The following is a 25,574-nucleotide window of genomic DNA, read 5'->3' on the forward strand; positions in this document are numbered from 1 at the left end:
TGAGACGTGAGGAGTGAGGATACGCCTCACTCCTCACGGATTTCAAGCCACCGCAGCATAGGCGAAGCGGATCTTATGAAACAGCCCCAGCTCTTCGAGAGATGCCTTCAACAGCAGGGGATCATCCAGAAAATCCTGCATGAAGGCGATTTCCGATACCTTCAGGAAGGTGACGAACGGATCATTCAGAGCATCGCCGAAGAGCTGATCGATCAGCCGGCGAACCGGCAGCGCGTGGGGAAACTCCTTCAAGCGCTGGGCCCGCTCGAAGATCTTGCCGACGTAGAAAAGAATGGTGCCCTCGAGGCTCTCAACAGTGTGCCGGTGACCGGGGAGGATTTCACAATCCCGCAGTTCCCCCAGCTTCAGAAGGCTAGCGCAGTAGGCCTCGTAATTGCGGAAGCGGCCGGCGAAGGTCTCGAGGTCGATGTCGAGGAGCGGCGCCTGAAAGATATTGTGCAGCAGAATGTCCCCGGTAACCGCCTGAGCACCGACCTTGTAGACCAGATCGCTCTGGGAGTGGCCGGGACAGGCGATTATCTGGATGCCGAGCCGGACCGGTTCCGGTGATTCCTCCACGATGGTGAACTTCTCCGGGACCCCCGGAAAAATACTGTTTTGGTCGACCACGTCACGAAACTGCTGAATGTAGTCGCGTCCGAATCCCATCCCTTCCAGTTCGTCCTCGATGTGCGTAAGGCGCATCCCATGGTGACGAAGCTTCAGTGCGTCCTTGCGGGGGATATAGATCCGCGCATCGGAGTTCTCCCCGATGAACCGCGCCAGTCCGTAATGATCAACATGGCAGTGAGTGATGAAGACATGCTTCAGACGCCCCAGGTCCACCGAACGCCGCAGAAAATCCCGCCCCTCTTCCGTCGCCGGTCCGGTATCGAACAGCACCGGTTCACCGTCGATCTCGGTGGTGTAGAAGTGAGTCTCCCCCACCAGGTAGGGGGTATGGATGGTGTGCTGTTGCATGATCATCCCGTCATAAAGGTCCCGGGGTCCCGGGTCCAAGGTCAAACCTCATTCAGACTTCGACTCAGACCGGGACTTTGGACTTTGGACTTTGGACTCGGACTAAAAAATATATTTTTCCATCTCGATCGCTGCGCCGGCCAGCGTCCGCTTGGCCTGGAGCAGACCGGTGGCGTCGTATTTGGCGAAACGGCGGATGCCGGAGAGGATCATGGTCAGGTTGTCACCTTCTTCGATGTAGAAGGCCCCCTTTTTCGCCGCAGTGGAAAGGAGTTCGGTGGCGTTAAAGGCGCAGACCTTGATCACGGCCGCCAGCAGCTCCTTCCGATGCTCGCTCGCTTCAGCGAAGCCCTTTTCGGCCCGTAGTACCGCGCTCTCCAGAGCGAATATCTGGATCGACATATCGGCGGCGGCAAGGAGGATCTCCTGCTCGTTCTGCAGTTTGACCATGTACTTTTGTACAGCAGTCCCGGAAAGAATGAGAAAGACGGTCTTGAGGTTCTGGAGAAGCGCCTTCTCCCGCGCGAAGGGGACGCTGTCATCGATCTCCTCGAAGGAGGGGGTCATCAGTGATTCGAAAGCCTTCATCGCCTCCTTCTGCAATGGAAGCTCCCCCTTCATCGCCTTCCGCAGGATCATGCCGGGGATGAGCAGACGATTAATCTCATTGGTTCCTTCAAAAATCCGGTTGATCCGCTCGTCGCGATAGAAGCGCTCGGCCGGGTATTCGCTGACGAAACCATAGCCGCCGTGAATCTGCAGCACCTCGTCGACCACCGAAGCGAGAACCTCGCTGCAGTAGACCTTGGAGATGGCGCACTCGGGGGCGTACTCCTCGATCCCCTTCTGGTATTCCTCATAGTAGTTGGCGGTCCCCTTGTCGATGGTCGCCAGCCTGGTGTCGAGCAGCCCTGCCAGTCGGTAGACGAGGGATTCGGACGCGAAGATGTCGGTTGTCATATCGGCGAGCTTCTCCTGGACCGCCCCGAAGGAGCCGATCGCCCTTCCGAACTGCTTGCGCTCGTTGGCATACTTCACCCCTTCCACAAAGGCCGCCTTGGCGGCCCCCGTGACTCCTGCGGCGAGCTTGAAGCGGCCGACGTTAAGGACGTTGAAGGCGATTTTGTGCCCTTTGCCTATCTCGCCGAGAAGGTTCTCCGCCGGCACCTTGCAGTTGTCGAGGATGATCTGGGTGGTCGAGGAACCCTTGATCCCCAGCTTCTTCTCCTCGGGGCCGATGACGAGCCCTTCACAGTCGCGGTCGACCAGAAAGGCGGTGAAATGCTTCTTGTCGATCTTGGCGAAGACGGTGTAGAGATTGGCGAAGGAGCCGTTGGTGATGAACTGCTTTGTGCCATTGAGGACGTAGTATTTGCCGTCCTCGGAGAGGGTGGCCGACGCATTGGCCCCCAAGGCGTCGCTGCCTGAACCCGGCTCGGTCAGGCAGTAGGCGGCCACCCATTCTCCGGTGATGATCTTTTCCAGGTATTTCTCCTTCTGCGCCCGGGTACCGTAATAGACCAGGGGCAGAGTCCCGATCCCCGAGTGGGCGGCGTAGGCGACGGAGAAGGAGCCCGATGGGGCGATCTTTTCCCCGACCAGCATGCTGGTCGCCTTATCAAGCTCCAGACCGCCATACTCCTCGGGGGCGTCGATCATCAGCAGCCCCAGTTCGCCGGCTTTGCGCATCCCCTCCACCACCAGGGCGAAGTTCTGCTGCTCGATCTCCTCGGCATGGGGGAGGATATCATTGAGAACGAACTGTTCGGTCGTCTCCCCGATCTGCCGCTGCTCGTCGGTAAAGTCCTCGGGGGTGAAGACCTCCGCACAGCTCACTTCAGTCACCAGATATTCCCCACCTTTTAAAATTCTCTGAGTCATGATGATTCACCTCACTATCTTGATTTAATGTGCATTCTGGGCTTTGATCCTAATCTGAAAAATCTTTTCTACCGCCCGTTCGCTACGCTCACTTGAGAGCGCAGAGAACGCCGAGGATAAATCTTCTCTTCCAGGTTTCGAATTTTCTCTGCGTTCTCCGCGGCCTCTGCGGTAGAAAAATGTTTTCGGAATTTACAGTCGTTCAAAAATTCCCGCCGCGCCCATGCCGCCGCCGACGCACATGGAAACCATGCCGTACCTTTCTTTGCGCCGGCCCATCTCGGCCAGGAGGGTTGCCGTCAGCTTGGCGCCGGTGCAGCCGAGGGGGTGACCCAGAGCGATGGCGCCGCCGTTCACGTTGATGATTTCGGGATTGAGCCCGAGTTCGCTGATCACCGCCAGCGACTGGGCGGCGAAGGCCTCGTTGAGCTCGATCAGTCCGAGGTCGGACTGCTTCAGGCCGGCCATCTTCAAGGCCGCCGGAATGGCCTCGATGGGACCGATCCCCATGATCTCGGGGGGGACGCCCTTCACAGCGAAGGACACGAAACGGGCGGCGGGATCTTTCCCGAGCTTCTTCAGGTAACTCTCGGAGACCACCAGTACCGCAGCGGCGCCGTCGGTCATCTGGGAGGAGTTTCCGGCGGTGACGGAGCCATCCACCTTGAAGGCGGGCTTCAGTTTGGACAACGACTCCACCGTCGTGTCTGCGCGCACCCCGTCATCGATTGAGACGGTCTCGGTGCTCCTTTTGAGCTTGCCGCCGATGACCGCGGCGTTCTCGATCTCCACCGGGATGATTTCACCGGAGAAGCGCCCGGCCTCGATCGCTGCCGCGGCTTTCCCATGGCTGGCGCAGGCAAATTCGTCCTGGTCGGCGCGGGAGACGCCGTACTTGTCGGCGACCAGTTCGGCGGTGATACCCATGGATGCGTATGATTCGGGCCATTCGGCGACCAGAAAGGGATTGGCGCTGTATTTGTTCCCCCCCATCGGAACAATGCTCATCGACTCGGCGCCTCCGGCGATGATGCAGTCGGCGAATCCCGCCATTATCCGCTCGGCGGCCATGGCGATGGTCTGCAGACCCGAGGAGCAGAATCGGTTGACGGTCTGCGCCGGAACCTGGTAGGGGAGCCCCGCCTTCATCACCGCCACCCGCGCGAAGTTCATCCCCTGCTCCCCTTCCGGAAAAGCGCAGCCGATGATGACGTCCTCCACCTCGGCCCCGTCGATGCCGGTGCGCTCGACCAGGCCCCGAATCGCGGCGGCGGCCAGATCGTCGGGGCGCATGTCCTTGAATTTCCCTTTTTTCGCCCGGCAGCCCGGTGTGCGGTACGCGGCCAGAATGTATGCTGATTTCATTGTGTCCTCCGATATATTTTGTAGGGGCAGGGTTGCCCTGCCCTGGGCGCGGCAAGCAGCGCCCCTACATGTCCAATCGCCTAATTCCGCAGCGGCTTCCCCTTCTTCAGCATGTGCTGGATCCGCTCCACCGTCTTTTTGTTGCCGCATAGCTTGAGGAAGCCTTCCCTCTCGAGTTCGAGCAGATACTGTTCGGTGATCAGAGTTCCCGCCGGGACGTCGCCGCCGGTGATGACTCCTGCGATGACGCCGCCCATCTCTGCCTCATAAGGGGTGACGAAACCTCCCATCTGCATGTTCCAGAGCTGGCTCCGGATGCTGGCGGCGACGCTCCGGCCGGGAGCCTTGAGGTTCTCTTCCGGCCGCCCTGGACGGTAATTGCAGGAGAGGGCGATGACCTTCTGCTTGGCGTCGGCGATAAGATTGTCGATGTTCATGGTGATGGAGTCCCCCTCGTCCATGTACCCCATTTGGGATAGCTCGGCGGCCCCCATCGACACCTTGGCCATTCCGATGTTCTGGAAGTTCTTGAAGATGAAGGGGGAGACGTCGGTGTCGTAGCGGTTGGCCAGGCGAATGGCGCGCAGTGCCATCTCCTTGGTCCCGCCGCCGCCCGGCAGCAGCCCGACCCCGATCTCGACCAGGCCCATATAGGTTTCGGCATGGGCGTTGATGGCGTCGGAATGGAGGCAGAACTCGCAGCCGCCGCCCAGGGTCATGCCGAAGGGGGCGGCCACTACCGGCACCCTGGAGTACTTCAGCGCCATGGTCGCCTTCTGGAAAGCCTTCACCGCCATGGCGACGTCGTCGTAAGCCCCTTCGGCGATGGCCACGGCAAGCATCATCAGGTTGGCCCCGACGGAGAAGTTGGCGCCCTGGTTGCCGACGACCAGTCCGACACCCTCTTCTTCGGCGCGCCGAACCGCCTTGTGGGTCATGGCCAGGATGTCGCCGCTGATGGCGTTCATCTTCGAATGGAATTCCAGGCCGAAGACACCGTCGCCCAAGTCGATGATGGAGCAGTTGGCGTTCTTCTCCACCACGGAGCCGCCGCGCTTGAGAATATCGAGATGAATCTGGTCGGGGCTGACGGGAACATCCCGGTATTCGCCGGAGAGCAGGTCGAAGAACTGCTTTCTGGCACCCTCGAAGCGGTAGAAGCGCTCCACCTTGCGAAGTGACTTGGGGACGGTTGCCCCGTCCTTTTCAGCCCGCTCGACAAAGGATGCCACGCCGATGGCATCCAGTATTTCAAAGGGTCCGAGTTCCCAGTTGAAGCCCCAGCGCATGGCATTGTCGACGTTGACGATGTCGTCGGCGATCTCGGGGATGCGGTTCACCGTGTAGATCAGGGTGTCGCGCAGGTTGCGCCAGGCGAATTCGCTCCCCCTGTCGCTCCCCTCGACCACCATCTTGAGGCGTTTAGCCGGATCGTCCACCTGCTTTCCCGCGTCGACGGAAGCGAACCGTGGCTTCTGCGCCGGCAGATACTCGCCTGTGTTGTAGTCGTAAAAGAAAACCTTGCTGCCGCCCTCCCCCTTCTCCTTGCGGTAGAAGCCTTTTTTGCTCTTGTTTCCGAGGAGCCCTCCCTCGACCATTTCCGCCATGAACTCCGGCACCTTGAAGACGTCGCGCTCCTCGTCGTCGGGGAGCAGTTCCCAGGAGTTGTTGCCGACGTGCATCAGGGTATCGATGCCCACCAGATCGGCGGTCCGGAACGCGGCGCTCTTGGGGCGGGCTGTGGCGGGACCGGCGATCGCGTCGACTTCCTCCACGGTCATCTCCATGTCGATCATGTGACGGATCGATTTGTAGATGGCATACACCCCGATGCGGTTGGCGATGAAGTTGGGGGTGTCCTTGGCGTAGACGATCCCTTTGCCGAGGCGGCGGGCGAGAAAATCACTCATTTGGGAGAGCAGTTCGGGATCGGTGTCCCTGCATCCGACTACCTCGAGCAGACGCATATAGCGCGGCGGATTGAAAAAGTGGGTGACCAGGAAGTTTTTGCGCACCGCCTCGGGGAGGACGGCCACCATCTCGTTCACCGACAGGCCGCTGGTATTGGTGGAGAGGATCGCCCCCGGCGCCAGGTTCGGCACCACTTTTTCCGTAAAGAGCCTTTTCTTGATCTCCATGTTCTCGATGACGACCTCGACTACCCAGTCGCACTCCCTGAGCCCTTCCATGTCGTCTTCGAAATTCCCCGTCTCCACGTGCCGGGCGTAGTCCTTGAGATAGAAGGCGGCCGGCTTCATCTTCACAACCGCCTCCAGGCCGTTGTTCACGATGCGGTTGCGAACCTCGGGGCTGTTCAGCGTGAGCCCCCTGGACTTCTCCCCTTCGGTCAACTCCCGGGGGATGATATCCAGCAGAAGAACATCCAGGCCGGCGTTGACCAGATGGGCTGCGATGGTGGCGCCCATAACCCCCGAGCCGAGTACGGCCACCCGATTGATTTGCCTCATCTTTTTCCTCCGTTCTCTGATTTGGATCATGTGGCGGAACCGGTTCCGTTTTCAAAATAGAGCCGGTCGATCTGGTTTTTGTACTTTTCGCAGATCACCTTGCGCTTGAGCTTCAGCGTGGGTGTGAGTTCCCCCCCCTCCACGGAGAAATCCCGGGGAAGAATGACGAACTTCTTGATCGTTTCATAGGAGGGGAGCCGGGCGTTGACCGCCCCGATGCGTTCTTCGAACAGCGCCCGCACCCTTTCGTTGGTCACCAGGTCCTCGACATCGAAAAAATGGACTTTTTCCTGATGTGCCAGTTCGATGAGGCGCTCCATGTTGGGCGTTATCAGGGCTACCAGATAGGGCTGACGGTCGCCGAAGACAAATGCCTGGGAAATGTACTTGTCGAGCTTCAGTTCGTTCTCGATCGGCTGCGGAGCAATGTTCTTCCCACCGGCAGTGACGATGATCTCCTTCTTGCGGTCGACGATATAGACGAACCCCTCCTCGTCGACCCGGGCGATGTCGCCGGTGCTGAGCCATCCGTCCACAACAGTCTGCGCCGTCGCCTCTTCGTTCCGATAATAGCCCCGCATTACCTGAGGCCCCCGAACCAGCAGTTCTCCATCTTCGGCCAGCCTGACTTCAGTCTTCTCCAGGACCCTGCCCACGGAACCGAAGCGCACCTCGTCGATATTGTTCAAGGTTATGGCCGGGCTCGTCTCGGTCAGCCCATACCCTTCGAATGTGGGGATTCCGATGATCCACATGAACTCGTTGATGGTCTTGTCCAGCGGCGCTCCGCCGGAAATGCAGAAACGCAGGCGGCTGCCGAACTTTTCCCTGATCTTACGAAAAACCAGGCGGTCGGCCATCCGGTACTGCACCCCGAGGAGCCCAGGTGCTTCCCGCCGGATGTACCGGCAGTGAACGTATTCGCGGCCGATCTCCACCGCCTTGTGGAACATCCGTCGCTTGAGCGGACTCATCAGATGGACATTCTCGTAGATGCGCGAATAGATTTTCTCGAAAAGACGCGGCACGCTGACCATGGTCGTGGGCCGCACTTCCACGATGTTTTCCACCACCTTCTCGACACTCTCGGCGAAGGCCACATGACAGCCGTGCATGAGTGCGGCATGGTAACCGGCCGTGCGCTCAAGAACATGGCTGAGGGGGAGAAAACTCAGAAATACCTCCGGCTTCGCCATCCCGCCCAGTTTCTTGACGCCGTAAAAAGCGTCGAAGAGCATGTTGGCCTGGGTCAGCATGACTCCCTTGGGCACGCCCGTCGTTCCGGAGGTATAAATGATGGTGATGAGATCTTCCGGAGTGATCCGGTCGATTTCCGCTTCGACCAGGCGCCTCTCCTCCGAAGTGAGGGGATGGGAGACTTCGGAGAGCTGATAGAGAGTATACACCGGCAGAGCCGGGCTGCCCATGAAACGATCATAGGAAATGGCCATTTCGACAAGGGGGATCTGCTCGCGAACGGCCAGAAGCTTTTCGTATTGAATCCTGTTGGAGACGAAGACGATTTTCGCCTCCGAATGGTTGAGAACGTACGCGATCTGGTCTGGGGTATTGGTGGCGTAGATGGGGACGGTGACGGCGCGGACCGACTGAATACCGAAATCGGAGATGGCCCATCCCGCCCGGTTCTCCGAAAGGATCGCCACCCGGTCCCCGGGCTTCACGCCCGCCTTGACAAGACCGCGGGCCGCCATCAGAACGCGCTCGTAGAGATGGTTATAGGCCAGGGAGATGAACTCTCCCCCCTTCTTGTAGCTGATGGCGGGCTGTCCGCCGAACCGGACGGCGTTTTCCCTCAGCATGGCGGGCACGGAGCTGTAAGGAACCTCGATCATAATAATTATTCCTCCCTGGACTTACGAATTTTATATATTACTTTTACGTATGCGTCAAGCACTTTTAAAACATTTTTCTATCGCTTTTCTTCTGCGCATTATTTAGCCAACCAACCGCCGCGGAAAGCTTGCTCGGGGCATAAGTTCAAACCGCTCAGGGGTTCCCGGCTTGAATCGCAACCGATCTTCCAATTTCAAATAAAAACCCCCGGCCTGATAAGCCGGGGGTTTCCTGTTGCCGCAAACGGCGGCGGGCACTAAAAGCTGTACGCGAGCTGAATACTGGCTATATCGACTTCGTTTTCGTACTCACCCTGCAGATTGCCCCGGGAGAGGTTCTCCGCATCGGCGGTGCTTTTGTCGATTTTGGAGTCCTTGACGAAGAGGTGAGCATAGGCGAAGTCGATCTTCATTCTTTCGCCGATTTGATAGCCGACGCCAATGGACGTCCAGATCCGGTCCTCGCAGGGAATCCTGGGCGTCCGGTATTTGGCGCTCGGGACAGGGGTCTCGTCGTATGCCAGACCGAGTCTCAGATCCAGCTTCTCATTCGGGCTGTACGTCGCCCCGACCGCATAGCGCCAGCTGTCGTCCCAGTTTTCAGCGGTCACGCTGTCGGCCAGCCCACCATCGAACTCGATGACTAGCCAGTCAAAGGTGCTCCATTCGGTCCACAGCACGTCGGCCATCACCGCCCACTGTGGGTTGATGCGGTGAAAGACACTCAGGGAGGCGCTTGCCGGCAGGGTGATGTCCCCTTTCACATCCTGGTCCGGGAAGGCTGCCTGCGCCGCGGCCTGCAGACCGACGGCCGATAGAAATGCCGGGTTCTGAAGGCTGAAATCCCCCTCGCCCTCGACCGTGTGGTCGATACGAGAGCGATAGGCCAAGCCGATGCGCGAATCGTCGTCGAATTCATAGAGCACCCCGAGGTTGAACCCGTACCCCCAGTCGTCGGCAGTCAGGTCGGCATAGACATCGGCATCGGGATTGGAAACGATGGGCAGCAGGGCCGGATTGCCTCCACTCGACTGGAAGGCGGCGAGGCCGAAATCGACCATACTGGTGAGGTTAACATCAACATACTGGGCGCTGACCCCGGCCCCGAGGCTCAACCGGTCATTGACCTTGTAGGCGACGGAAGGATTGATATTGATCGTCATGACATCGGACTTAACGCCATGGTAGCGCCCGACCCACGTCTTGTCGTATTCGGTCACCAGCCCGAAGGGCGCCGTCACCCCCAGACCGAGGGACCAGCCGTTGTCCAGGTTCGCCGAGTAAAAGAAATTCGGGACGATGCCGGTTTCGCCCGCATCTCCTCCATTTCCCCCGGAAATGGGCTGCCCGAGCGCATTGCTGGCATTTTCCTTTTCGAATTTGGCCGACGGAACAATCACATGTAGTCCGGCAATGGCCTGCTGGCCCTTGAGCCGTGTCAGGCCCGCCGGGTTGAAATAGACGGTCGTGGCGTCCTCCGCGGAAGCCGCCCCCCCGGCAAAGGCGTTGCCGAGGCCGCTTACGCTCTGCTCAATAATGGCAAACCCGGCGCTGAAGGCCGGCGAGGCCATCGCAAGAATACCCAACATGCCCACGAGCATTGCTGATTTTGCTTTCATAACCGCTCCTCTTCCCCATTGACGTTGACAACACCCTTCCAGGATCCTGCCCGACTATTCTCTAATCGTAGGAGGATGTATATCCCACCTTTACGTGCAAGTCAATCATTTTTATAACCCTATTTTATTATTATCATAGCATTTATTTAATACCATATCAGTCATTATCGCCAGAGCCTAACAAGTAGACGCGAAGGACATGGCGTTCGCTTCGCTGCGGTATGATTTATATTGTTATTTCGAATAGTTATTTTTTATATCGGCCGCTACTTTACCGGATATCGTCAGCTACCCCGTTGGCTACATAAAGATAACATCGTTTAAAACATGATCCATTTTGTCATATTTATATTTTTTTAGGGCGACCGTATTTCCTATCTACGTTATCGTTAACAGTTGGAGCATTTTGTCGAAAACGGTTGTGCGACATCCCCTCAGCTCATGAGCATGAAGTCCCCGCATCCCAGTCGCCGGCCGGCAACACGCCGGCCGGCGGACACTTGACAGGAGCGATGCTTTCTGTTAGAAATGTTCGTGTTAGAATCATTCTGACAGAAAGAGATCCGTTGAATATGAAAAACTCCATGAGCAACATGGCCGGAGAGATTTACACCGGCACTGACACCGACGCCGTTGCCGGAAGCGGCACTCCAGAATTTCTTTCGGAGCCCTCGATAACACCGTCGGTTCCTGAAGGCAGTTACGATTTGCGTATCCTGCAATCATTGCGGCGCATCATAAGGGCGGTGGAGATTCACTCCCGCAAGCTTGGGCAGAGCCACCGGATAACCGGCCCCCAGTTAGGATGTCTTCTGGCCATTCGTGAAGCCGGACCTGTCACTACCACCTGGCTGGCACATCATGTTTATCTCAGCCCAAGCACAGTGGTCGGCATCGTCGATCGATTGGAGGAGAAAGGTCTGGTCGTCCGGCAGCGAAGTCGCTCGGACCGCCGGCAGGTACAGATCGGCATTACGGAAAAAGGAGAGGAACTGGCGGCAAGCGCTCCTTCTCTCCTGCAGGACACTCTTGCCGATGCATTGAAAAAGCTGCCGGAACCGGAACAGGTTTCCATCACATTGTCCCTCGAGAAAGTTGTCGACCTGATGGAGGCGCGACAAATAGAGGCCTCGCCTGTCCTTGAAACCGGATCCATTGGCCATTCTAGCCGCCATTTCTCCCAGAAATAACAAAATACAGAAATGAAATGGTTCCAAGTCCGTCACCCAGCGGCGACTGGCGGCCTTGTGACCGAACTAAACAACAGGAGAAAACATGTCCATCTATTCGGCGACCCAGCGTGAAATTGCTGAACGCATTTCCATGGAAAACGCCTCCCTTACCAACTGGAAAGATTGGAAATGGCAGCTTAAAAACTCCGTTCAGGGTATCGAGAAATTTGAAGAACTCCTTGGTATCCGGCTCAATCCGGGGGAAAGGGCCAAAATCGAGCTGACCCTGAAAAAATTCCCTCTCTCCGTCACCCCCTATTATCTGTCCCTGATAGATCCCGACGACTTCGCCAACGATCCGGTTTTCAAGCAGGCTTTCCCCTCCCCGGAGGAACTGTGCATCGAGCGCCATGACATGAGCGACCCCCTTGCCGAGGACCAGGACAGTCCTACCGAAGGCATCACCCATCGATATCCGGACCGGGTCCTGTTCACCGTCAGCAACATCTGCTCCATGTATTGTCGACACTGCACCCGCAAGCGCAAGGTAGGAGACGTCGACTCCATCCCCGGCCGGGAGCAGATCGAAAAGGGCCTCGATTACATCCGCAACACCCCTGTGGTTCGGGACGTCCTCCTCTCCGGCGGCGATCCCCTGATGCTCTCCGACGACTACCTCGACTGGATTCTGACCGAACTGCGCAAAATCGACCACGTCCAAATCGTCCGCATCGGTACCCGCATGCCGGTGGTCCTCCCTTATCGGATCACCGACGAACTGGTCGCGATGCTGAAGAGGCATCATCCGATCTGGATCAACACCCACTTCAACCATCCGCGGGAGATCACTACCAGCTCAAAGACCGCACTTCGGATGCTGGCCGATGCCGGCATTCCCTTGGGCAACCAGTCTGTCCTGCTGGCTGGAATCAACGACTGCCCTAGGATCATGAAGGCCCTGGTTCACAAGCTGGTGGACAACCGTGTCCGCCCCTATTATCTCTATCAATGCGATCTCTCCGAAGGTCTCAGCCATTTCCGCACTCCGGTGGGGAAGGGAATTGAGATCATGGAGAGCCTGCGGGGTCATACCAGCGGTTTCGCCGTCCCGACCTATGTCGTCGATGCTCCCGGCGGCGGCGGCAAGATACCGCTCACCCCTAACTACCTTATATCCATCTCCACCAACAAGGTGGTCCTCCGCAACTACGAGGGGGTGATCACCACGTATCAGGAGCCCGACAGCTATGAGCCGATCTTCTGCGACCGCAAGTGCGACGAGTGCCGGCTCCACCTGAAGCTCGACGACGCCGAGGAGCAGCGAGCTACCGGTATAGAGATGCTCCTGTGCGATTACGACAGGACTATATCCCTCACCCCCGAGGAGAACAGCCGCATGGAGCGCCGAAGTGGGTGATGTAATCGAAATTTTCGGAGATTCGATGATTCAGCACGGCAAGCACAGCGACCGGGTCTACCTGATGAGCCTGTCGACCGGCGACCTGCCTGGAGTGCTGAACCATCTTGATGCGCTGGCTGAAACCAGGGATTACAGCAAGATATTCGCCAAGGTCCCCGCCTCGGTCTCTGCCGTCTTCATGGAAAACGGGTACGCGATCGAAGCGGCGGTCCCCGGCTTGCTGAGTGGTGAAGAAGGCCTCTTCATCGGGAAATATCTCTCAGCGAAACGGAAGGAGGAGGGACGGTCCGATCTGGTCCGGGAAGTCCTGGCGACGGCCCAGGCAAAAGCCTGTACTCAGCCGGACCTCGCCCTGGCCTCGACCTTCACCTGCCGCCGGACCAGACCTGAGGAAGCGGAGGAAATGGCCGAACTATATCGTCAGGTCTTCGCCACTTACCCTTTTCCCATACACGACCCCGGGTACCTGGTAGAGACCATGGAAAGCCATGTCCATTATTACGCCATCTGGGAGGAGAACGAACTTGTCGCCCTGGCCTCCGCTGAAATGGACCACAAGGGCCTGAATGCGGAAATGACAGATTTCGCGACTCTTCCTGAATCCCGGGGGAAGGGTCTGGCCAATTGCCTGCTGGCGAGGATGGAAGAGGATATCCTGGATCTGGGCATCCAGACCGCCTACACCATCGCCCGGGCTTACTCCCATGGGATGAACATCACCTTTGCCAAGAACGGCTATGAGTTCTGCGGAACCCTTACCAACAATACCGATATCTCTGGCGGACTGGAGAGTATGAACGTCTGGTTCAAACCGCTGGATTCAGAGGCGGGAGAAGTTTCAGTGGCCCAAGAGTGAGATAATACCTACAGGAGGGCGTCGATTGCTTCGAAATCGAGTTCCGTTTCCGCCAGGGACCGAATCATGGTGATTTTTTCCCGATCTTCAACAGTGATCTTGGAAACGTCATCCTTTATGCTCGAGAAAACCTGGGAATTGGCTGCTTCGATGCGAATGTAGGGGATATTGCTGTCATCGAGAATCTTCTTGGTTATTTTTGAAACCGGAGCCAATCCGGGGATGACCATGCCGGCAATGAGTCTTCTGTATTCGGGAAAATTGTAGAGGGAGGAGAGCATCACCAGAAGCTCGTCCCGCGTACTGTTGACCAGCAGCAGGCTTGATTCTTCCAGCAGGTCGGCAACTCTCTGCGCGGAAGCCGCCCCCAGTTGGACATGGTGAACGATCCGTGTGGCTTCTTTCAGATCGCCCTGAAGCGGCTGACCCAGGATCTTGGAAATTCGGCTGAGAGTTGGATTGGCAAGAATCGGCGAGTAATTGAAGCCGCCGTCGACCTTGAAGTCCGCTCCGGCGAAGGCCAGCCGAAGGTACCGGATGCTGGCTTCGCGCTTCTCAGGAATCAGCTTGTTGGCCAGCACCAGCTTTACCGGAACACCCTCCTGTCTGAAAAGGGCAAGATTAATACTGACGGAGTCGACGGCATTTCCGATGCCGCCCCCGCAGATGATCATCACCGGCGCCCCGAGCAGTCCGGCGAGGCGGGCATTACTCATCCCGATCACCGATCCGACCCCGCTGTGCCCCGACCCCTCGATAACCAGAAAATCACAGTTCTTTTCAAGTTTCGCGGTGGCCTGGAGGATTTTTTCCAGAAGCATTTCGCGCCTGATTTCGCCATCCAGGATCTTTTTCGTCGAGCCCGGATGCAGAACCACCGGCGACATGTATTGAATATCTCCTTCCAGCCCGAAAACCCCGGCCATCAGGGCGGCATCCTTATCCACCTGCAATCCGTTGAAGTCGACCGGCTTCGGACCGAGAGGCTTGATGAATCCGACCCGTCCGTATTTCTTCCCCGCCAGATGCATCAGGGAGAGGCTGGTGGTCGTCTTCCCGCTGTTCTGCCCGGTTGCGGCGATGAAAATCTTCCTGGTCATGGCATCCTTCTCCAAACCCTGTTTTTGTCCCGGTTTACCTGAATTTATACCTGGTACTATCAGTCAACGAAAAAAAGGCCGAAAATTCTTTGACCGCCCGTCTATTCATCAAGATGCAGGGTCGACTGCTGGGTCGTGCCACAGTCGGGGCACTTGAAGACCCGCACCTCATGCCACCAGGGTTCGGTTCCCCAGTAGGAGGGGTTTTCCACCGTCCGCAAATGCTCCACCTGATTGAAATTCTTTGGAGCGGCGCACTCGTCGCAGAATAACCAGACCTTTCCCTCGCTGCAGGCGCGGATGAAATCGGCGGGATTCGACATAACTACCTCTACTCACGAATTGGGGGGCCAAAGGGGCTAATCTGGATTGTGTCTGGACGAATGGAAGAAGTCAACCTGGAAAAGGCCTTGATTTGTCTGCCATTCCCGCTTGAGCGTATAATATAAACAGAGAATAGGTAGAGACGAGAAAGGAGTATGTCATGAGACGAGAAGAATTTCAAAAATGTTGCCAGGCGGTGGAAGAAGGCGAGGAAATCATTCTTGAAAACACCGCCAGCCATGAACGGGGAAAAATCCTTTACTGCACGGGCGACGAATTTCAGGTGAAAGTCGAGGACAAGAGGGAGGCTTGGGTGCCCGAGAATTGCGAAGAGTCAATCAGCAGCAGTGAAAGCCCCCACAAGAATCTCTAAAACCTGAATTCGTGAGGCGCAATGAGTGAGGAGAAAAGCACGCGGTTTGACTTTACCCCTCACGCCTCACTCCTCATCTGTAGACTTTACGGCGTTGGGAATTGGCGATATGCCACCAGATCTCCTGAAGCTTGTTGCGGCTATAGTGGAAAGAGAGGTGGACTTATGAAAAGCCTCTTGATCATTCTGTTGATTCCGGTTTTCTGGATGATTGCACTTCCACCGGCTTTGGCCGATGAGAGGATACAGAATGGCCGTTATGAGAAGTCGGTGGTCGTCAAGCCCGGCGACGGAGAGGCTGTGGTCATGGCGACCTCCTGGAAAGGGAACGGGGGGTATGGCTATTACGGGCGATGGGACCACAGGCACCGGAGTTATCCTTATTTCGACAGGCATCGACACGGATATCGATACCCGCATTTTTATGGCCACAGGCACTACCATTCACCCTACAGGCCTTACCCGTTCCATGGAGGAGGATTTTACCATCGGCCTTATCGCGGCGGGCATTTCGGTTTCTTGGCCTGTTACCGCAGCGGCTCTGTTCGGATCTGCATCAATGAATCGCATCCTTACCCCTATCGCTAGTGGCACGTGGCGCACGCATAAAAAAAGACCCGGCGCGAACCGGGTCTTTTTAGCTTGTGAAAACGAAAACCTAACGGCTCAGCGGGAAGGAAAGCAGGTGGCTTGCTCCCCCCTGACCCAGCATGGAGGGGGGCTCGGTCGCCACGAACAGAACCCGGTCGGCGGTGACGTAGAGACCCTGCAGGGGCGTATCGAGTTCCTCGCCGATGGTCCCCTTGACGAACATGCCGTCCCGGTACTTGAGGACCGACAGCCAGCTTTTCTTCACTCCCGGCCCCACTCCAGGGGCGCCGAAAGAGGAGCGGTCCGAGGCGACGGCCACCAGCTCCCGCTGCCCGTCTCCGTCGAGGTCGACGGCCACGGGGGGCACTTCGAAGCTGGCGAAACCCGTCTGCGGGTCCCTGCTGTCGGGATCTATCGGATAGGATAGCGACGACAGGCTGCCGCCCATCTGCTTGGGCGTCTTGTAAAGTTCCTGCTTCCCGTCGTAAACGTGGAGAAACCCATGGCGCACCGTTACGGTCTCCAATCGGCCGTCGCCGGTAAGATCGACAAAGAGGCTCCCCTGCACGGTGAAATCGCGGGGCAGATCGAAGGTCGGAGACGAAAATTCGAGTTCGCCTTTCACCAGGCGCATCTCGCTGATCCGATGTCCGAAGAAGGTCTCCGCATCGAAGGACTGGCTCAAAAGAAGCTCGGTAACTCCGTCGCCGTCCCGATCAAAGGCGCCGAAAATGGATGGGAGGTGTTCCGCCAGCAGAACAAGCCGCTCCCCCTGCAGAGCGAAGAGGGCGCTCTCCACTCGCCGGCCGCTCCAGGCGGTCACAGCCAGCATCGGGGCGCCGGCGGGCGTCGGACGCCACCAGTGCACGGCCAGAATATTGGCGGCGTAACTGGTGTCGGCCCTGCTGAGAGGAGCCAGCTTTTCATCGACTTCGTAGATCTGGCACTGTTTGCCGTCGGTGGCCGCCATCAACAGGCGGTCTCCATCCCGCAGAAAGTCGGCCATGTGGGTGACCCCGTCCAAGTTCCCCAGACTCCTGAACCCGGGGAAAGCCGCCTCGTAGGCAACTCCTGGTTTTGCCGCGACCTGCGGCTCTTCCAGACGATAAGGCGCCTCTTTTTGTGGAGCCGAAACCCGGGCTTGCTGTTGCTCCAGGGCCAGGAGACGCTCTTCGAGGGTCGCCCCAACGGCAGAGGCGGATGCTCCGGCGGTCAGCCTCTCCGGGACGGGATAGGCGTGCAAGGCCTGAAATCCGCTGTCGCGCACCTCGAGGCCGTCATGCCTCAAGATGAAAATAAGAGCAGCCCCCTGCTCCGGAAGGGCGGAGGGGGCCTGCGGGCGTTTTGCCTGGGAGACGGCGTAGTCCTGCCACTCGAGGGCGGGCAGGGTGCTCTTCAACTCGGCGAAAAACGCCTGTCCTTTTCCCGTGTAGTCCCAGAAACGAGCGGGGATCTTCTCATAACGGGTGACGACGTCTCCGCGCTCAACTTTCTGGTCCTTACCAACGGGACGAGCATAGGAGTAGCCCGATTTGACCCGGGTGACCTGCAGGACTCCCTTAACCTCGTCCAGGGTTCCCAGCACTTCCTTGGTCACCGGATGGATAATTTTCTCCCCCGGCTTGACCACGGTGAACAGATCGCCGACCGAGACCCTATGAGAGGCATCCTTATCGATCAGGTATTCGCCGTCAACCGGCATGATCACGTAGCCGGAGAGGGGCTTAAAATCACGGGCGATCTCGTCGAGCACCGCCGCTGAAGCTGTGGTGACGAGGACAAGGAAGAGCAGGGCTACAGCGAAAACAATACGAAGCACGTTCAAGGCTGAACCTCCTATCTGGATTAATTTAACGCAGAGGCGCAAAGATAAAAACAAGGCGCTGAGTTGATGCCGTGACCAGCTTTGAACCAGTCTTTTACCTTTGCGTCTTTGCGTTAGGGGAGACTTTTCGCCAAGGGGATCATCGACCGATAGTTGTTCAGGGAAGAACCCACTAACGAGTTACTTCGCGACCGGCGACCCGGGCAGCGAGTAAAAAAAGGCCGGGCGCAAGGGCCCGGCCATGAACATAACATAATTTGTCCAGGTTCTACAATCTTAGAACTTCAGGCGGAGACTGGCGTCGGTGACGAACACATCGTCGGAGTCGTCATTGGCGGCCAGAGCGTCCCAGGCGTCGCCGCCGATGAGGTAGCCGGCCTTGATCCCGGCTGTCAGGTTCTTGGTGATCTTGTGAGCGGCGGCCAGAACGATCTCGTGGCCGAGATCCTTGTCGGTCTCGAGGCCGTTCACAACAAGGTCTTCAGCGGTGTTGTGCCAAAAGTAGCCTGCGCCGACGGTAGTCTTATCGTTGAGGTCGAAGTCGGCCTTGACATAGACCATGTTATATCCCTTGTCCTGGATGTAGGGGGATGTGGCGGCGGTGTTGTCATCGGCGAAGCTGTCGAAGATGACCACAGAGCCAACAGGGACATAAACGTCGATGACGTCATAGTTTTCGATGTCGCCATCGGTTGGATCGTCGTCGCCGGAGGCATACATCCATCCGAGGGTGTAGCGGGCCTGGCCGGCCTTGAAAACGCCTTCTGCGTTGAAGAAATAGGCGCTGCGGTCAGCGTCGTTTCTGGTACTGTTGGGCAGGAGCCCGTTTTCGGCATCCACTTCGCCGGTCAGGTAGACGGCGGTTGCACCGTAGAAGAAAGCGCCAGCCTGACCGTCGATGGCGGCGCCGAGCCAGATCTCTTCATCATCAAAGGCAAGCTGTCCTGCATCGTTGTGGCTGTAGAGGGCAAAGAGGTTCAGCTTAGGCAGATCTTTGGCGGTGTACTTGACGTCCACGGCGTAGACGTCGCGGGTGTCTTCCTGTGTGCCGTAAGTATACTCGTTGCGGAACCAGTTGAGGGAGTAGCCCAGATCTCCGCGCTTGGAGGCGAGCTTGACGCCGGCGGCGTTGTCGGACCACACCCACTTGTTGAGGCCGACCGGCTGCAGACCGAGCGTCATGCGGGTGGCAGGGTCGAAAGGGAGCTCGAATTCGGTATAGGCATACTGCAGCTCAATGGTATCCCGACCGTCGCCGCCGAACACAAAACCCTTGTTGAAGGCTCCAGTACTGGCTGAACCATCGCGCTGGCCGTACTTGCTGGCGCCCAGCTCGAGGCCGATGACGCCCTTGACCTTCTTCTCATCGTCGGTGCCGATGAAGTGCAGGCGGTACTTGGCCTCGGCGAAGAACTCGTCGTCGTTATCGCCGTTTTCATCCGTCAGGGTGGCTGTAGGGAAGCCGCCTGAGTTCACGTAGATCGTGGCTTCGTTGGACAGGGAGTTGAGAGAGGTGACGTCCGACTGGGTGGTGTAGCCGAAACGGTTGTTGAAGTCCCCCTGGATCTGAACATCAAACGCCATGGCGGGGGCCGCCACGGCGAGGGCGAGCAGGGTCGCCACGATAATTCTTGCTTTGCTCACTTTTGCCTCCTGAATCGAAATAAAAAAGTTGTGCGATTAGCGGGCCCTAAGCCCGCATCCCGGACTCCACGATAGAGCGCCGGGAGAAGAGATTACTCTCTGGGGGCATCGAATTCGTACCCGCAGGCGGGGCACTTGATTCGGGTGGTCTCTTTTTTGCCCATTCCGGCACAGGCGGAGAGCGACAGAGCAAACATCACCACCAGCACAAAGGAAACCAGTCTTTTCATTCTTTCACCTCCTTCCATTGTAATTAACCATCGGGTCAACATCGAACAGGAATCGTAATATTACAGAAATCACTAAACATTGCACTTACAACAATGATGCCAATTCCTTCGAATTTGGAGATTGCGATATTTATGTGAAACGTATTGTATGGCAAAGGTTTTATTAATTTAATTTTCAACTGCCTTCCTTCACTTCAAATAAATACTGTGGGATCTCCGCCACACTGTTGCTTTTCAGCCACTATCAAATCAGGTGAACGATCGGAAAAATTTACAGGAAGGGACCTCTTTTGCCATGCACGAAATCATGAATTAAAATACCGCCCACGAATACACCCTCATGCGTCATGACGACGATATGAACAGGCGGCTTCGCACAGGCGGTAGATTGTTACCTCCGATTTCATAAATCACTATTTTCACAATGAATCCCCCAGGGACAGATCAGGTAAACATGTTTTCTTTGGGTCAGCTCTCTCCGGTGATTTTTTGGATCTGCTTGATCAGGTCCCGGGCGGACAGAAGGCTGCCGTCCCGGCGGACGTTGAAACTCCCGTCGATGAGGAGCACCCGGGGAATCAGGTAGACATTGTAGGCCTTATGGACGCTGCCGTCGTCCAGAAGGGCAACGAAAGGAACCTGGAGGTCTTCACCTTCAAGGTATTCGCGGACCATCTTTTCGGAATCCTGCAGAAAAACGTCGACTACAACCACGTTTCTGGCAGCCAGGAATTTGCCGGCTTCCTTTATTTCCTCCGTCTGCTGGCGGCAGGTCGGGCACCACGTGGTAGCCAGCTTCAGAAGGATAATCTGCCCCTTATAATCTGAAAGCCGGACCTTTTTTCCTTCAAGTGTTTTGAGCTCGAAATCCGGGGCGGGCGCTCCCGCCTCGATCGCGGCGACGGGGCTGAAGAAAAAAAGAACAATCAAGAAGGATAGGGAAACGGTCAGGAATGGTGCCAACAACCTTTTCATGTGGAACCCTCCAGAAAAAGGTGAAAGACCATGGTGCTTGTCTTTCAGTGTAGGCAATCTCACCCCATCCGTCAATCGATTAAGCGCCGCCCTGTTTTAAAATTCTAACCTAAAGTACAATTCTTCAAAACACCCTGTCAAGGCAAAAAAATGAATCTTTACCGATTCTTGTTCAGTCAGGGAGCTACCGAATTCACCCCATGATGAGCAGTGCTTGATTCATGGGTTTGTCCTGAGGCCTGCGGCCTGCAACGAGCTCTTCTCATTATTCTCCGGACTGGCACAATTCGGTCAGAACCCCCCCGGTGTCCTTCGGATGGAGAAAAGCGATGAGGGTGCCATGGGCTCCGCGGCGAGGGTTTTGATCGATCAATTTTACTCCGGCGGAACGTAGTTCCGAAAGAGCTCCTTTGAGATCGGCCACTTCATAAGCGACATGATGTGTTCCCTCCCCGTTTTTCTCCAGGAATTTGAACACCGGTGAATCAGGCGATGTCGGCTCAAGCAGCTCTATGCGGCTCTCGCCCACGGTCAGAAAAGCGACCCGCACCTTCTGCTCGGCCACTTCCTCGCTCCCTTCATAAGCCATGCCGAGAACGTCCCGGTAAAAAGGGACGGAAGCTTCGATGTTCTTTACGGCAACGCCGATATGGTTGATCTTTTTCGACAGCATGAAACCTCCTCATAAACCTGTTGGGCGTCAAAAGATTTGACAAATAACCTCTTTTTTAATGTCGCTTGAAGACCTCCAGCAGCCGCCTCGCCGCCGCGCTGGGAGTAGTGATGCCCTCGGCCACGGCTTGTTGCACCTGGTTGATCAGCGCCTCAACATTCTTGTCGCGCATGAAGAGGTCCTTTAGATCATCCAACAGCAGAGTCCACATCCAGTCGGTAGCCTGCAGGCGGCGCTTGCGCTCGAATTCGCCTTCCCTTCCCATTGCCTCCCGAAAAGAGAGTATCGTCTTCCAGGCTTCTTCAATACCGGTATGGTTCAAGGCGCTGCAGAGGAGGACAGGCACCTGCCAGTTGGGGCTTCTGGGCTTGAGCAGGTGCAGGGCGTTGAGGTACTGACGGCGCGCCAGCTCGGCTCGGGAGCGATTTTCTCCTTCGGATTTGTTGATGAGGATGGCGTCGGCGATCTCCATGACCCCCTTTTTGATCCCCTGCAGTTCATCGCCGGCTCCCGGCAACTGGAGAAGAAGAAAGAAATCGACCATGGAGGCGACGGTTATCTCCGACTGACCGACCCCCACGGTTTCGACGATGACAACGTCGTAGCCGGCCGCTTCGCAGACCAGCATGGTTTCCCGGGTCTTGCGGGCAACCCCGCCGAGGGTGGAGCCCGCGGGGGACGGTCGGATAAAGGCGCTGGGGTGGCGGGACAGGTGCTCCATGCGCGTTTTATCGCCAAGAATGCTCCCCCCGGAGAGCTGGGAGCTGGGATCGACGGCGAGGACGGCGACCTTGTGTCCCTGAGCTGTCAGGTGCAGGCCCAAGGCTTCGATGAAGGTGCTCTTGCCGGCGCCGGGAACACCGGAGATGCCGATGCGGATGGAATTGCCGGTGGCCGGCAGAAGCTCATCCAGGAGGGTTGTAGCCGCCACTGAATGGTCGAGGTTGCGGCTCTCGATCAGGGTGATGGCCTTGGCCAAGGCGCGGAGCCGGCCCTTTTTGACCCCTTCGGCGATTTCGTGGAGTTTGATCAAAAGCGGAAACCTGAATTAAAAGAGGAATGCCTATTTCCTCTTCTCCTCGATCGCATCGAGGGTCTCGGCGGCGGAGGCGGTAATCGGCGTTCCGGGACCGAAGATGCGGGCGGCGCCGGCGGTGGTGAGAGCCTCGTAATCCTGTCTGGGAATGACTCCGCCGCAAACGATGACAATGTCTTCGGCGCCGAGTTTATTGAGCTCGGCCGCCAGCTGCGGCACCAGGGTCTTGTGCCCGGCGGCGAGGCTGGAGACGCCGACCACGTGCACGTCGTTTTCCACCGCCATTTTTGCTGCCTCCTCAGGTGTCTGGAAGAGAGGACCCACATCGACGTCGAATCCGATGTCGGCATAGGCGGTGGCCACGACCTTGGCTCCGCGATCATGGCCGTCCTGGCCCATCTTGGCAATGAGAATGCGCGGCCGGCGGCCCTCGGCGGCGGCAAAGTCATCGATCCGCTTTTTCAGGGCGGCGAAGTTCTGATCATTTTCGACCACGGATCCGTAGGCTCCCGATACAAGTTTGATTTCGGCCCGGTGGCGCCCGAAGATTTTTTCCATGGCATCGGAAATCTCACCTACCGACGCCCGCCGACGAGCTGCTTCTACACAGAGTCCGAGGAGGTTTTCCTCTTTATTCTCGCACGCGTGGGTTATGGCGGCAAGCGCTTCCCTGCAGGTTGCTTCGTCGCGCTCGGCACGGATCTTTTTCAGACGGGCGATCTGACCTTCGCGTACGGCGGTGTTGTCGATGTCGAGGACCTCGATGGGATCCTCCTTGGCCAGACGGTATTTGTTGACGCCGACGATGACGTCGCGCCCAGAGTCGATGGCCGCCTGTTTTTTGGCAGCGGACTCTTCGATGCGCAGCTTCGGCATTCCTGATTCGATGGCTTTGGTCATGCCGCCGAGCTCTTCGATCTCATCCAGGATTTTTTGTGCCTCGTCGATAAGCTCCTTGGTCAGCGCTTCCACATAATACGAGCCTCCCAGAGGGTCGGCGACCTTGGTGACCCCGGATTCTTCCTGGATGATCAACTGAGTGTTGCGGGCGATGCGGGCCGAGTGGTCGGTAGGAAGGGCGATCGCCTCATCGAGGGCGTTGGTGTGAAGGGATTGGGTACCGCCGAGTACCGCCGCCAGAGCCTCGAGGGTGGTGCGGATGACGTTGTTGTAGGGGTCCTGCTCGGTAAGGCTCCAGCCCGAGGTCTGGCAGTGGGTGCGCAACATGAGCGATTTGGAATTTTTGGGATTGAACCGGCTCATCATCTCGGCCCACAGGAAGCGGGCGGCCCGCAGCTTGGCAGCCTCCATGAAGAAGTTCATGCCGATGGCGAAGAAAAAGGAAAGCCGAGGTGCGAAGGCATCGATATCGAGCCCCTTGGCCAGCGCGGCGCGCACGTATTCAAGGCCGTCCGCCAGGGTGAAGGCCAGCTCCAGGGCATTGTTGGCGCCAGCCTCCTGGATATGATAGCCGGAGATGGAAATCGAGTTGAAGCGAGGCATGTGCCTGCTGGTGTATTCGATGATGTCGGAGATAATCCGCATCGAAGGCTCGGGCGGATAGATGTAGGTGTTGCGGACCATGAATTCCTTGAGGATGTCGTTCTGGATCGTCCCGGCAAGCTGCTCCCGGGAGACGCCCTGTTCCTCGGCGGCGACGATGTACATGGCCAGGATAGGCAGCACCGCCCCGTTCATGGTCATGGAGACGGAAACCTTGTCCAATGGGATCTCGTCAAAGAGAATCTTCATGTCCTCGATGGAGTCAATAGCCACGCCCGCCTTTCCGACATCGCCCACAACGCGGGGATGATCCGAATCGTACCCCCGATGGGTGGCGAGATCGAAGGCGACGGAGAGTCCCTGCTGGCCTCCGGCCAGGTTGCGCTTGTAGAAGGCGTTGGACTCTTCGGCAGTGGAGAAACCGGCGTACTGGCGAACCGTCCATGGCCGACCGGCATACATGGAGGCCATCGGACCTCGGACGAACGGCGCGAAGCCGGGGAGTGTATCTGTGGTCTCCAGATTCTCGGTATCCTCCCGGGTATAAAGGGGCTTGACCCGGATCCCCTCGGGAGTGTCCCACATCAGCCGGGAAATGTCCTCGGCCTTGATCTCCTTGACGACCTTCGCCTCCCATTCAGACAGGGATTTTTTCTCGAAAAATTTTGTCATGATCATTGATCCTCGTTGCTGGTTGTTACCTTATGTCAGGAAAATAATAGAATTATTGGCCGAGATACCAGGCGAACTGGTGGCAACAGACTCATTGAGCCTGGAATCCGGGCGGCCGGCTTACCGGGTGACCACGGCAAGGACCTGGACCTCGCTTCCGTCGTAGGAAAGAAGCCGGTGCTTGAGAGAGGAGTCGAAGTAGACCGCATCCCCTTCCTCAAGAGTCAGGCGTTCGTCTTCGAGAATGACTTCGGCCTTTCCTTTGAGAATAAGCAGGAATTCCTCACCTTCGTGATTATAGAGGGTTTCCTCGCCAGCCCTTTCGGACACGGTGAGTAGAAAAGGTTCCATTTTCTTGTTGCGCTTGCGGAAGGAAAGAGCTTCGTAGGTGTACCCATGCCCGGTTCCCGCCTTGGAGATTACCCGGCTTACAACACGCCGTTCGCCCTTTTTGACGATCTCGTACCGGCGCTGCTCTTCCTCTTCCTCAAAGAAAAGCCCCATCTTGACATCGAAGAAGCGCGCGATTTTGGAGAGGGTGGCGATAGGAGGAGAAACGTTGTTGTTCTCTATCTGGGAGATCAGCGCGGGAGAGAATCCGGTTTCCCGGGCCACGTCCTGCAAAGTCAATTTTCTGGCCTTGCGAAGTTTTTTAATTTTGGAGCCGATATTGTAATCCATGCAGATTCCGTTTCGAAAATAAAAAATAGTTTTATTTCACCCCGATATACCGAAAATGGTCGAAAATGTCAACAAAACTTTTTACTGATGGTAAAACACCTTTATCCTGAGTAAACGATTTCCCCTGAACCTGATTCACAACTGTCCAATTTCCGCCGAAATGGGCCAATTTTGAACATAATAAAATTTTTTATGACAAGAGAAAAGAAAAACCGTTGTTTTGTTATGTTTCTTCACCGACATTGGGTCTCAAAACTGGTGGCGCCGGCTGTCTCAGCCCTCCCGGAGTGATGCCTTCGCAAAAGCTCAGATGGCTGAGCAAAAATCCCGCC

General features: G+C 57.1%; 20 protein-coding genes. 4 read left to right on the forward strand and 16 right to left on the reverse strand.

Annotation, left to right across the window (positions count from 1 at the left end; all coding sequences use genetic code 11):
- Positions 1-42: 42 nt before the first annotated feature.
- The 6 genes from DTF_RS0107730 to DTF_RS0107755 form a co-directional block, all read right to left on the reverse strand.
- Positions 43-1,020: an MBL fold metallo-hydrolase gene (locus DTF_RS0107730; RefSeq protein ID WP_226989221.1), complete on the reverse strand. Its 978-nt coding sequence runs from the start codon at positions 1,018-1,020 to the stop codon at positions 43-45.
- Positions 1,021-1,083: 63 nt separating this feature from the next.
- On the reverse strand, positions 1,084-2,862 hold the full coding sequence (locus DTF_RS0107735) for an acyl-CoA dehydrogenase family protein (RefSeq protein WP_027714861.1): 1,779 nt from the start codon (positions 2,860-2,862) through the stop codon (positions 1,084-1,086).
- A gap of 192 nt (positions 2,863-3,054) precedes the next feature.
- The gene (locus DTF_RS0107740) at positions 3,055-4,227 is read right to left on the reverse strand and encodes an acetyl-CoA C-acyltransferase (protein WP_027714862.1); all 1,173 of its coding nucleotides are present in this window, start codon (positions 4,225-4,227) and stop codon (positions 3,055-3,057) included.
- 80 nt (positions 4,228-4,307) lie between these two features.
- Complete coding sequence (locus tag DTF_RS0107745) at positions 4,308-6,695, reverse strand: 3-hydroxyacyl-CoA dehydrogenase/enoyl-CoA hydratase family protein (RefSeq protein WP_027714863.1); 2,388 nt, start codon at positions 6,693-6,695, stop codon at positions 4,308-4,310.
- A 26-nt stretch (positions 6,696-6,721) separates the two neighbouring features.
- The gene (locus tag DTF_RS0107750) at positions 6,722-8,548 is read right to left on the reverse strand and encodes a long-chain fatty acid--CoA ligase (RefSeq protein ID WP_027714864.1); all 1,827 of its coding nucleotides are present in this window, start codon (positions 8,546-8,548) and stop codon (positions 6,722-6,724) included.
- Between the two features lie 257 nt (positions 8,549-8,805).
- On the reverse strand, positions 8,806-10,167 hold the full coding sequence (locus DTF_RS0107755) for an OmpP1/FadL family transporter (RefSeq protein WP_081702860.1): 1,362 nt from the start codon (positions 10,165-10,167) through the stop codon (positions 8,806-8,808).
- Positions 10,168-10,739: 572 nt separating this feature from the next.
- On the opposite strand from DTF_RS0107755, the gene DTF_RS22510 reads away from it, so the two are divergent.
- The 3 genes from DTF_RS22510 to ablB all read left to right on the forward strand — a co-directional run bounded on the left by DTF_RS22510 (position 10,740) and on the right by ablB (position 13,615).
- Positions 10,740-11,357 carry a MarR family winged helix-turn-helix transcriptional regulator gene (locus DTF_RS22510; protein ID WP_226989222.1) on the forward strand — a complete coding sequence of 206 codons (618 nt, stop codon included), beginning with the start codon at positions 10,740-10,742 and terminating at the stop codon, positions 11,355-11,357.
- An 85-nt stretch (positions 11,358-11,442) separates the two neighbouring features.
- Positions 11,443-12,756 carry a lysine 2,3-aminomutase gene (gene ablA, locus DTF_RS0107765; protein ID WP_027714866.1) on the forward strand — a complete coding sequence of 438 codons (1,314 nt, stop codon included), beginning with the start codon at positions 11,443-11,445 and terminating at the stop codon, positions 12,754-12,756.
- A 25-nt stretch (positions 12,757-12,781) separates the two neighbouring features.
- Positions 12,782-13,615 (forward strand): putative beta-lysine N-acetyltransferase, encoded by an 834-nt coding sequence (gene ablB, locus DTF_RS0107770; RefSeq protein WP_051361155.1) that lies wholly within the window; start codon positions 12,782-12,784, stop codon positions 13,613-13,615.
- Between the two features lie 8 nt (positions 13,616-13,623).
- Here ablB and DTF_RS0107775 read toward each other — a convergent pair whose 3' ends face one another.
- Both DTF_RS0107775 and DTF_RS0107780 read right to left on the reverse strand, forming a co-directional pair.
- Positions 13,624-14,715, reverse strand: a complete 1,092-nt coding sequence (locus DTF_RS0107775) for a dethiobiotin synthase (protein WP_027714868.1) — start codon at positions 14,713-14,715, stop codon at positions 13,624-13,626.
- Positions 14,716-14,816: 101 nt separating this feature from the next.
- Entirely contained in the window at positions 14,817-15,038 is a 222-nt protein-coding gene (locus tag DTF_RS0107780) for a hypothetical protein (protein WP_027714869.1), read from the reverse strand.
- A 161-nt stretch (positions 15,039-15,199) separates the two neighbouring features.
- Between DTF_RS0107780 and DTF_RS0107785 the strand changes: the two genes are divergently transcribed.
- Positions 15,200-15,412 (forward strand): hypothetical protein, encoded by a 213-nt coding sequence (locus DTF_RS0107785; RefSeq protein ID WP_027714870.1) that lies wholly within the window; start codon positions 15,200-15,202, stop codon positions 15,410-15,412.
- A 658-nt stretch (positions 15,413-16,070) separates the two neighbouring features.
- Here the strand turns inward: DTF_RS0107785 and DTF_RS0107795 are convergent.
- The 8 genes from DTF_RS0107795 to DTF_RS0107830 all read right to left on the reverse strand — a co-directional run bounded on the left by DTF_RS0107795 (position 16,071) and on the right by DTF_RS0107830 (position 25,242).
- Entirely contained in the window at positions 16,071-17,828 is a 1,758-nt protein-coding gene (locus tag DTF_RS0107795) for a VCBS repeat-containing protein (protein ID WP_027714871.1), read from the reverse strand.
- Positions 17,829-18,104: 276 nt separating this feature from the next.
- Positions 18,105-19,472 (reverse strand): alginate export family protein, encoded by a 1,368-nt coding sequence (locus DTF_RS0107800; protein WP_027714872.1) that lies wholly within the window; start codon positions 19,470-19,472, stop codon positions 18,105-18,107.
- 92 nt (positions 19,473-19,564) lie between these two features.
- A complete protein-coding gene (locus DTF_RS26450) occupies positions 19,565-19,702 on the reverse strand; it encodes a hypothetical protein (protein ID WP_155890750.1) in 138 nt (45 codons plus the stop codon).
- Between the two features lie 468 nt (positions 19,703-20,170).
- Positions 20,171-20,677: a peroxiredoxin family protein gene (locus DTF_RS25355; RefSeq protein ID WP_027714873.1), complete on the reverse strand. Its 507-nt coding sequence runs from the start codon at positions 20,675-20,677 to the stop codon at positions 20,171-20,173.
- Between the two features lie 265 nt (positions 20,678-20,942).
- Complete coding sequence (gene mce / locus DTF_RS0107815; RefSeq protein ID WP_369798558.1) at positions 20,943-21,347, reverse strand: methylmalonyl-CoA epimerase; 405 nt, start codon at positions 21,345-21,347, stop codon at positions 20,943-20,945.
- A gap of 58 nt (positions 21,348-21,405) precedes the next feature.
- Complete coding sequence (gene meaB / locus DTF_RS0107820) at positions 21,406-22,380, reverse strand: methylmalonyl Co-A mutase-associated GTPase MeaB (RefSeq protein WP_027714875.1); 975 nt, start codon at positions 22,378-22,380, stop codon at positions 21,406-21,408.
- A 33-nt stretch (positions 22,381-22,413) separates the two neighbouring features.
- A complete protein-coding gene (gene scpA / locus DTF_RS0107825) occupies positions 22,414-24,561 on the reverse strand; it encodes a methylmalonyl-CoA mutase (protein ID WP_035056286.1) in 2,148 nt (715 codons plus the stop codon).
- Between the two features lie 120 nt (positions 24,562-24,681).
- Entirely contained in the window at positions 24,682-25,242 is a 561-nt protein-coding gene (locus tag DTF_RS0107830; RefSeq protein ID WP_027714877.1) for a helix-turn-helix domain-containing protein, read from the reverse strand.
- Positions 25,243-25,574: the final 332 nt, after the last annotated feature.

This window comes from Desulfuromonas sp. TF (assembly GCF_000472285.1).
Classification (GTDB): domain Bacteria; phylum Desulfobacterota; class Desulfuromonadia; order Desulfuromonadales; family ATBO01; genus ATBO01.

Excerpts from the sequence above, each read along its gene's own strand:
- DTF_RS22510 (WP_226989222.1), top strand. The coding sequence starts at position 10,740 with ATGAAAAACTCCATGAGCAACATGGCCGGAGAGATTTACACCGGCACT.
- DTF_RS0107755 (WP_081702860.1), bottom strand. The coding sequence starts at position 10,167 with ATGAAAGCAAAATCAGCAATGCTCGTGGGCATGTTGGGTATTCTTGCG.
- DTF_RS0107830 (WP_027714877.1), bottom strand. The coding sequence starts at position 25,242 with ATGGATTACAATATCGGCTCCAAAATTAAAAAACTTCGCAAGGCCAGA.
- DTF_RS0107780 (WP_027714869.1), bottom strand. The coding sequence starts at position 15,038 with ATGTCGAATCCCGCCGATTTCATCCGCGCCTGCAGCGAGGGAAAGGTC.
- DTF_RS0107775 (WP_027714868.1), bottom strand. The coding sequence starts at position 14,715 with ATGACCAGGAAGATTTTCATCGCCGCAACCGGGCAGAACAGCGGGAAG.
- DTF_RS0107735 (WP_027714861.1), bottom strand. The coding sequence starts at position 2,862 with ATGACTCAGAGAATTTTAAAAGGTGGGGAATATCTGGTGACTGAAGTG.
- DTF_RS26450 (WP_155890750.1), bottom strand. The coding sequence starts at position 19,702 with ATGAAAAGACTGGTTTCCTTTGTGCTGGTGGTGATGTTTGCTCTGTCG.
- DTF_RS0107745 (WP_027714863.1), bottom strand. The coding sequence starts at position 6,695 with ATGAGGCAAATCAATCGGGTGGCCGTACTCGGCTCGGGGGTTATGGGC.
- DTF_RS0107785 (WP_027714870.1), top strand. The coding sequence starts at position 15,200 with ATGAGACGAGAAGAATTTCAAAAATGTTGCCAGGCGGTGGAAGAAGGC.
- DTF_RS25355 (WP_027714873.1), bottom strand. The coding sequence starts at position 20,677 with ATGAAAAGGTTGTTGGCACCATTCCTGACCGTTTCCCTATCCTTCTTG.
- ablB (WP_051361155.1), top strand. The coding sequence starts at position 12,782 with ATGATTCAGCACGGCAAGCACAGCGACCGGGTCTACCTGATGAGCCTG.
- ablA (WP_027714866.1), top strand. The coding sequence starts at position 11,443 with ATGTCCATCTATTCGGCGACCCAGCGTGAAATTGCTGAACGCATTTCC.
- DTF_RS0107740 (WP_027714862.1), bottom strand. The coding sequence starts at position 4,227 with ATGAAATCAGCATACATTCTGGCCGCGTACCGCACACCGGGCTGCCGG.
- DTF_RS0107750 (WP_027714864.1), bottom strand. The coding sequence starts at position 8,548 with ATGATCGAGGTTCCTTACAGCTCCGTGCCCGCCATGCTGAGGGAAAAC.
- scpA (WP_035056286.1), bottom strand. The coding sequence starts at position 24,561 with ATGACAAAATTTTTCGAGAAAAAATCCCTGTCTGAATGGGAGGCGAAG.